The organism is Clostridium sp. UBA6640 (assembly GCF_002455975.1).
Taxonomy (GTDB): Bacteria; Bacillota; Clostridia; order Clostridiales; family Clostridiaceae; genus Clostridium_J.
On sequence record NZ_DKLM01000038.1, the window covers coordinates 5,466 to 13,161 of the forward strand.

At 29.0% G+C, this 7,696-nt stretch carries 9 protein-coding genes; 5 read left to right on the forward strand and 4 right to left on the reverse strand.

The features are described from left to right. Nucleotides 1-173: 173 nt before the first annotated feature. Genes B2W91_RS04105 through B2W91_RS04120 form a run of 4 tightly spaced genes read right to left on the reverse strand, consistent with a single transcriptional unit; the run spans nucleotide 174 to nucleotide 3,342 of the window. Nucleotides 174-971 (reverse strand): ABC transporter permease subunit, encoded by a 798-nt coding sequence (locus B2W91_RS04105; RefSeq protein ID WP_291579010.1) that lies wholly within the window; start codon nucleotides 969-971, stop codon nucleotides 174-176. Nucleotides 972-1,013: 42 nt separating this feature from the next. After that, the gene (locus B2W91_RS04110) at nucleotides 1,014-1,811 is read right to left on the reverse strand and encodes an ABC transporter permease subunit (protein ID WP_291579011.1); all 798 of its coding nucleotides are present in this window, start codon (nucleotides 1,809-1,811) and stop codon (nucleotides 1,014-1,016) included. Nucleotides 1,812-1,816: 5 nt separating this feature from the next. Then, nucleotides 1,817-2,701: an ABC transporter ATP-binding protein gene (locus tag B2W91_RS04115; RefSeq protein WP_291579012.1), complete on the reverse strand. Its 885-nt coding sequence runs from the start codon at nucleotides 2,699-2,701 to the stop codon at nucleotides 1,817-1,819. A gap of 17 nt (nucleotides 2,702-2,718) precedes the next feature. Beyond that, nucleotides 2,719-3,342 carry a TetR/AcrR family transcriptional regulator gene (locus B2W91_RS04120; protein ID WP_291579013.1) on the reverse strand — a complete coding sequence of 208 codons (624 nt, stop codon included), beginning with the start codon at nucleotides 3,340-3,342 and terminating at the stop codon, nucleotides 2,719-2,721. 445 nt (nucleotides 3,343-3,787) lie between these two features. On the opposite strand from B2W91_RS04120, the gene map reads away from it, so the two are divergent. The 5 genes from map (at nucleotide 3,788) to B2W91_RS04145 (ending at nucleotide 7,593) form a co-directional block, all read left to right on the forward strand. Continuing rightward, nucleotides 3,788-4,657 (forward strand): type I methionyl aminopeptidase, encoded by an 870-nt coding sequence (gene map / locus B2W91_RS04125; RefSeq protein ID WP_291579014.1) that lies wholly within the window; start codon nucleotides 3,788-3,790, stop codon nucleotides 4,655-4,657. A gap of 798 nt (nucleotides 4,658-5,455) precedes the next feature. After that, complete coding sequence (locus B2W91_RS04130) at nucleotides 5,456-5,854, forward strand: peptidoglycan-binding domain-containing protein (RefSeq protein WP_291579015.1); 399 nt, start codon at nucleotides 5,456-5,458, stop codon at nucleotides 5,852-5,854. Nucleotides 5,855-6,058: 204 nt separating this feature from the next. Next, the gene (locus tag B2W91_RS04135; protein WP_291579016.1) at nucleotides 6,059-6,448 is read left to right on the forward strand and encodes a peptidoglycan-binding domain-containing protein; all 390 of its coding nucleotides are present in this window, start codon (nucleotides 6,059-6,061) and stop codon (nucleotides 6,446-6,448) included. A 268-nt stretch (nucleotides 6,449-6,716) separates the two neighbouring features. Next, nucleotides 6,717-7,148, forward strand: a complete 432-nt coding sequence (locus B2W91_RS04140) for a peptidoglycan-binding domain-containing protein (RefSeq protein WP_291579017.1) — start codon at nucleotides 6,717-6,719, stop codon at nucleotides 7,146-7,148. Nucleotides 7,149-7,194: 46 nt separating this feature from the next. Then, nucleotides 7,195-7,593 carry a peptidoglycan-binding domain-containing protein gene (locus tag B2W91_RS04145; protein ID WP_291579018.1) on the forward strand — a complete coding sequence of 133 codons (399 nt, stop codon included), beginning with the start codon at nucleotides 7,195-7,197 and terminating at the stop codon, nucleotides 7,591-7,593. Nucleotides 7,594-7,696 lie beyond the last annotated feature (103 nt).

Below are 7,696 nucleotides of genomic sequence, written 5' to 3' on the forward strand. Positions count from 1 at the left end.
ATCTTTCATTCTTAATTTTTCATTCGTAGAAAAGATTTTTTGTTATGGAAATTAAAATCATGCATAAGTTAAATTTTCATTGCGGAACCCTATAGTTCTATCCCTAGTGAGTCATTTTTTATTATATCTCATTCAATAAAATTATGGTTGTTTAATAAAATACATAAACATTACTATACATTTAAATCTCTTTTTCTATAAAATGCATAAGTTGTACATAGTAAAACTGTAATAATTATAACAGATGTGATTACAAACACAGGCTCAAAGCCACCGCCAAACATAAGATTTTTAGCTTCATAATATTTAAATGGTATAATATATTTTAAGCCCTCAAGATTACTATTCATATCAACTATCATAGATAATATAAAAGTAATCAAAAGTATCCCTGTAGATGCAGTGGTTGCAGTCTTCGGATTTTTGCTTATAGCTGCTATTCCTGTGCCTATAGTCAGAAATATTAGCTGCAGGATAAACATTCCAATCATCAATATTATAATATCTTTAGCTATTCCCTCACCTTTAGCATAATGTTCAACGATAGTGATTGAACTAATTAGAGTGATAATATTAAAAATAATTATATTAAAAAATGCTGCTAATAACTTTGATGTGATAACTTTATTTCTTGAAATAGGTTTTACCATTAAAAATTCTGCTGTTTTATCTCTCTCTTCCTTTGAAATTATATTAGCTCCTAACATTGAAGCATGAATAGTAGCCATTAGAACTAAATATGAAAAAATTACTCCATAAAATCCACTAGCCTTTGATAAATCAAAGGAAACTGTACCAAACATAACCTGCAAAGATTTAGGCATTGATGATATAATATCATTCATATATTCTCCTGAACTTGATACTGCACCATACTTACCCATTCCGGCAACAACCATTAATATTACACCAATGCACCATAAAATAAGTGATTTTCTATTGGCTTTTATTTCTCTAATAAATATATTCATAGTCATATCTCCTTTACACAAAAATTTAAAGTGCTACCATGACTAAACTGCATGAATATCTTTTTTAGAATATATTAGGTAGCTGATAGCAGTAGTAATTCCAATAAAAAGTATCTCTATAATTATAAAGGAAACTTCATAAGCAGAGTTTTTAATTATATAGGCTGTATCAAAATATTTAAATGGGGTTATATAGCGTATTGCATTTTCCCCAATAACAGACCCAAACATACTTATGATAAAGAACCCAAATACTATACTAAGTGAAATTGGAAGTACAGATTTAATTTTAGGAACTAATACAGAAATAATAACCCCTAGTGATAAAAACATAAGTTGAACAAAAAATCCTGTAATAGAAATCATAAAAAATATCTTGAAATCAAGTACTCCTTCTGTCATAACTAATGCTACTATGGTAGCTGCTACTATATAAACTGCATTAGTAATTATTAGCGAAGTTAATGCTGCTAACAGTTTAGATGTAACAACTTGCATACGAGTTACAGGTTTTGTTAATAGAAAATCTGCTGTTTTTTCCCGGACTTCCTTTGATAAAATTGAAATACCTAAGTTCGTAGCTTGAATCGAACTACACAGCACTATATACAAAAATACATATGAATAGAAACCTATAAAAGTAGCGATACTATCCATGGAAACTCCCAATGCTTTTCTTACTCCTTCTGGAAAACTCTCAAGTATTTTATTAAATTCTGCAACATCCTTTGAAAAGGATGGAAATAACGATAGAAAGAGAATACTTACAGCTACTAATACGCACGTACATACAATTGTTGACTTTCTATATGCCTTTAGTTCATGTAAAAACATATTCATATCTCTTAATTCTCCTTTTCATAATAATGCATAAAGATTTCTTCAAGGTCTGGCTCATCTATCCATAAATTAGATAGCTCTATTGAGGAAAGTTTTTTCATAATTAAATTGATATCACCTCTAAATAAGAAACTAACTATATTATCTTTTACTTCTAAATTGCTAACACCTTCAATATTAAAGTAACTTTTATCCATATTATTTATAGTTTCAATTTTAATTTTTTTATGGTTATTTTCCTTTAACGTACTAATCTTTTCAACAGTTATTATCTTTCCTTCTTTGATAATTGCAACTCTATCACATAGTTTTTGAACCTCACTTAAAATATGTGAAGAAAATAAAATTGTGGTGCCTTTCTTATTTTCTTCTTTTAGTAAATCAAAGAATTTCTGTTGCATAAGTGGATCTAGTCCACTGGTAGGTTCATCAAGTATAATAAGTTTTGGTTCGTGAAGTAATCCTTGAACTATTCCTACTTTCTTTTTATTTCCAAAGGATAAATCATCAATTTTTTTATTGAGGTCAAGATCCATTATTTCTGCTAATTCCTCTATCCTTTTACTACAGTCCTTTTTATAAAAACTAGCAGAATACTTTAAAAGATCAATTACTTTCATTTTGTCATAATAAAATACCTCTGATGGCAAATATCCTATTTCCTTAGCAATTTCAGGAGCGCACTTTAAGGAGTCCTTGCCAAAAATTGTAGCACTTCCACTGGTTGGATGTATAAGTGATAGTAATGTTCTAATTGTTGTTGATTTACCTGCACCATTAGGTCCAATGAATCCAAAGATTTCACCTTCCTCAACATTAAAACTTACATCAGTAATTCCCCTTGAGCTGCCATAATTCTTGGTTAAATTTTTAATCTCAATAACATTCATTTTATGACCTCCACATATTATTTATAGAAACAGTTTTTAAACATATCTATGTATATATCTGCTTCCTTAAAAACTTCACTATAGTTAGGTCTATCTAAGGATAATAATTTTGCCTTTTTAAGCGCCTGATCCCCTAAACCCTGAAAAGTCCAAATCATAACATTAATAGCCTTTTCTACATCAATATCCTCTTTAAACTTATAAAGATCAAAGTCTTCAAATACTTTAATAGAATTGACCTCAATAAGCTTTTCTTTTCTTTCATCTAACTCCTTCTTAACACTCTTTGAGGTTTCCATATATGCTGTTTCAATGAATTTAAACATTTCAGGATATTTGTTTAGTAGCTCAAATTTAATTATGCATATTTGACTCACTCTAATAAAAAAGTCTTTTTCATCTAAATTAATCTTCTTATAAAATTCATTGGTACTTACATCAATACAGTGATCATACAGGAATAAAAATAGATTTTTCTTATCTTTAAAATAATGAAATAATAACCCTTTTGATATATCTGCGTCTTTAATAATTTCATTTGTAGAAGCTTTTTCAAAACCATTTTGCGCAAATTCCTTCATTGCTGCGTTTAAAATCCTATCCTGCTTTTCCTCATCTATATTTAAAAACTTTGAAAACATATTCCACTCCTCCTTTGTAATATACAACAAGCTGTTTGACCATATCGGTCAATTACATTATAACTCTTTTGACTACTATGGTCAATTATATTTTTAAAATTTTTTTGAGCATAATTAGTTTCTTTAACCCTTTTGCTACTAGCAATACAATTGCTAGTTATTATGTGGCGAACACTGTTCGCCGCTACAAAATCAATCCTAAATTTCTCAGCTTACAATTTGTAATGAACCGTCCCCATATCCTACAGAAATTAAAATGGAGAATACGAATACGAATGATTAAAATTAATTTGCAAATTAATTTTTTAAACTATTTTTTATAAGAATAATTATAGTTTCAATTAAATCGTATTTTAAAATTGCAACTATAGCAGTATAATTTAAATAGTGGTAAGAGCGTAGCTAAATATACTGTTACAAAATATATAAAGTTAGGAGAAATTATATGAATCTAGATAGAAATGAACTATGTTGGTGTGGTAGCGGATTAAAATATAAAAAATGTCATATTGAATTTGATAATAAATTTAATGCTTTAAAATCACAGGGATTACAAGTTCCCCCAAGAAACATTATTAAAACTAAAGAACAAATTGAAGGCATAAGAAAAAGTGCCCAAATTAATAATGCTGTATTGGACTTAGTTGAAAAAAATATAAAAGAAGGTATGAGTACTGAGGAAATTGATAAATTAGTACATGACTATACTGTATCTCAAGGAGCAATTCCAGCAACCTTAAATTTTCAAGGATATCCTAAAAGTTTATGTACCTCAATAAATGATGAAGTATGTCATGGTATTCCTAGTGAATATATAATTCTTAAAAATGGAGATATAATAAATATAGATGTGTCCACAATACTAGACGGGTATTATTCAGATGCTTCAAGGATGTTCATCATTGGTGAAGCAAGCGAGGAAGCAAAAAAACTAGTAGAAGTTTCTAAGGAATGCTTATATAAAGGTATAGAAGCAGTAAAACCTTGGGGATTTTTAGGTGATATAGGCGCAGCGGTTCAAGAACATGCTGAAAAGCACGGTTACTCTGTAGTAAAAGATTTTGGCGGCCATGGTATTGGACTTGAATTTCATGAAGATCCTTTTGTACCTCATTATGGTAAAAGAGGTGAAGGAATGATTTTAGCACCTGGCATGGTATTTACCATAGAGCCTATGATAAATGCTGGATCTTATGAAATAGTAATAGATTCTGATGATGATTGGACAGTGTTCACGGAAGATGGATCTCTTTCTTCACAATGGGAACACACACTATTAGTAACAGAAGATGGAATAGAGATACTTAGTAAATAAAACTGCTTAGATCTTATTCATATAATAGGATTAAAAGTCTATAATTATTAGTATTTACAGGATACTAGTATTTATAGACTTTTATTTTAAAAATATATGAGCACCGCTGCTTAGCTAGTTTAACGTTCTTAACCTCTAAAGTTGGAGTCTTCTTGCTGGAATCCAAAAGAAACACTTATTTCATTTTTCAGAGTTAAACTTTATTAAAAATTTCTCTTATAGATGTTGCTGCCTCCCCTATATAACCACTAAGTAATATACAACTAATATCTAAAGGTATGCAAACTATTAAAAAATTCTTTCTCATTAATATATTTTACTTTCTCATCTTAAAATAACCTCAAATAATTTTTTATGTATATGCTCTAGTATTTGCAGATTATATAAAATCCTTTATATAGTTCATTAATTTATAAATTTAAATGTAAAGTTTATTAGTTTTAATTTATTTAATAATATTCTTCCAATATATTTCATTTATATACAATTATTTCATATGTTTAGAAAAATAATGTATGTTTTCTAAACTTTATTAAATTATATAACTTTTATTGATGAATTACTGCTTGATTTAATAATTGAAGAAAACATTAGATAAAATATGTAAATTAGACCATATATAAGAAAACCTGCTCTAACGCACTTTAAACAATAAATTCCATATGATTCAATCATTGAGTATATATCCAAATAAAGGTATAATCCAATTGAGCGTTAAAAAATGTTCACAAAATTATAACATTATTCATAATGTTATAATAATATTCATAAAATAATACATTTTAAAGGAGAATTACTATGAAAAAATATGCAATTTTAGCTTTAACAACAGTTATGGCTACTAGTATCTTAACAATTCCAGCAAAGGCATCTACTAACGGAAATCAAGGTATATTACCAGGTGGATGTGTTATAACAGGACCTAAAGATTATTGCGATATGGAACCTAGAAATGAAGGTGTCATGCCATTCTTTTTAAGGACATGCAGCCCTGGAGATGTTGACGGAAAAATTGCTGATAGAGATGTGCAACATTTACAATGTGCTCTTGCTTATCTAGGATATACGGATTTGGATGAAGTTGGAGTCTTTGGTCCTAGAACAGAATCAGCAGTTAAAGATTTTCAAGAAAAACATGGACTTGAGGCAGATGGAATTGTTACTCCAGAAGTTTGGAAAGTAATTATGAATCTATAATTATAGTAGATATAAAATTTAAAAATAAAATACAGTTTTACTTTTATAATACTTCATTTTTAATCCATTTTACCCCTCATTATATAAACTTTTAATAAATGAGGCAACAAAATGTGATTAAAATTAAATGAATATATAGTTAAATTTATTTATGAGCCAATAAAATTAATTTGTCATTAAATAAAATTATAAAGGAGAATTACTATGAAAAAATATGCAATTTTAGCTTTAACAGCAGTTATGGCAACTAGTATCTTAACAGTTCCTGCAAAGGCATCTACTGGTGGAAGCCAAGGTATATTACCAGGTGGATGTGTTATAACAGGACCTAAAGATTATTGTGATATGGAATCTGAAAATGAAGGTATCATACCATACTTTTTAAGGACATGCCGCTTTGGTAATGCTGGTAGAGATGTACAACATTTACAATGTTATCTTAGTCATCTAGGATATGAGAACTTGGGTGCAGTTGGAGTCTTTGGTCTTAGAACAGAAGGAGCAGTTAAAGATTTTCAAGAAAAACATGGACTTGAGGTAGATGGAATTGTTACTCCAGAAGTTTGGAAAGTAATGGGAGATGCATTGAATTAGACATAAGAGATAAAATAACTATTTCGTAAAACATAAAAGAGAATACGGCTTTATATTCTTACGTGAAAGTGTTAAATTTATTTAAATTTAGCACTTTTCTTCTAGGTTGCTTTAATATTCTAGCCAAATAGTTTCTAAATATTAGACTCAAATACATTTAAATGTAGCTATAATCCAATTGAGTGTCAAAAATTTTCTGTAAAACTTCAAGAATATTTCGAATTTTACAAAAATTTTTATAAAATTATGTTTTAAAAGGAGGATTACTATGAAAAAATATGCAATTTTAGCTTTAACAGCAGTTATGACTGCTAGTATTTTAACCGTGCCTGCAAAGGCTTTACCTATACAACCACAAGGTATTACAAATGGAGGATGCGTTATAAAACCTCATACTTGTGATTATTGTCTTAAAGAGAATGAGGAGGAGGAATTACTAGCTGAATTACCAGATGAAAGCCTATTAACATGTCAATTTGGAGATAATAATATAAAAGTGAAAGTACTACAATGCCTACTTTATCAGATGGACTATGAAGATTTAGGCGAAGTTAAAGTGTTTGGCCCTGAAACTCAAAAAGCAGTTGAAAATATTCAAGCAAAACATGGACTTGCTGTAAATGGAATAGTTGACTCAGAAACTTGGGAAGTAATTGAAGAAGCATATTCAGAATATCTTAATAATCAATTTATAAATTAATTATTAAATAGTATCAGTAAAGTTATATTTTAAAAGGAGGATTATCATGAAAAAATGTGCAATTTTAGCTTTAACAGCAGTTATGACTGCTAGTATTTTAACAGTGCCTGCAAAGGCTTTACCTACACAACCACAAGGTATCGTAGAGGGTGGATGCGTTCTAGACACTGGATATTCATTTGAAGATCTACCAACATGTCAATTTGGCGATAATAATAAGTTTGTAGAAGTTTTACAATGGGGGCTTCATATTGTAGGATATGAAGATTTAGACGAGGATGGAGTGTTTGGTCCTAAGACTTTGAAAGCAGTTAAAGATTTTCAAGAAAAACATGATCTTGAGGTAGACGGAATTTTTCATAAAGAGGCTTGGGAAGTAATTAGAAATGTAACTTTTAATATATTAATGGAAGATCATAATAGGACCCACAGGCATATCATTTAATTTACCATTAAATAAAATTATAAAGGAGAGATTACTATGAAAAAATGTGCAATTTTAGCTTTAACAGCAGTTATGACTACCAGTATTTTAACAGTGCCTGCAA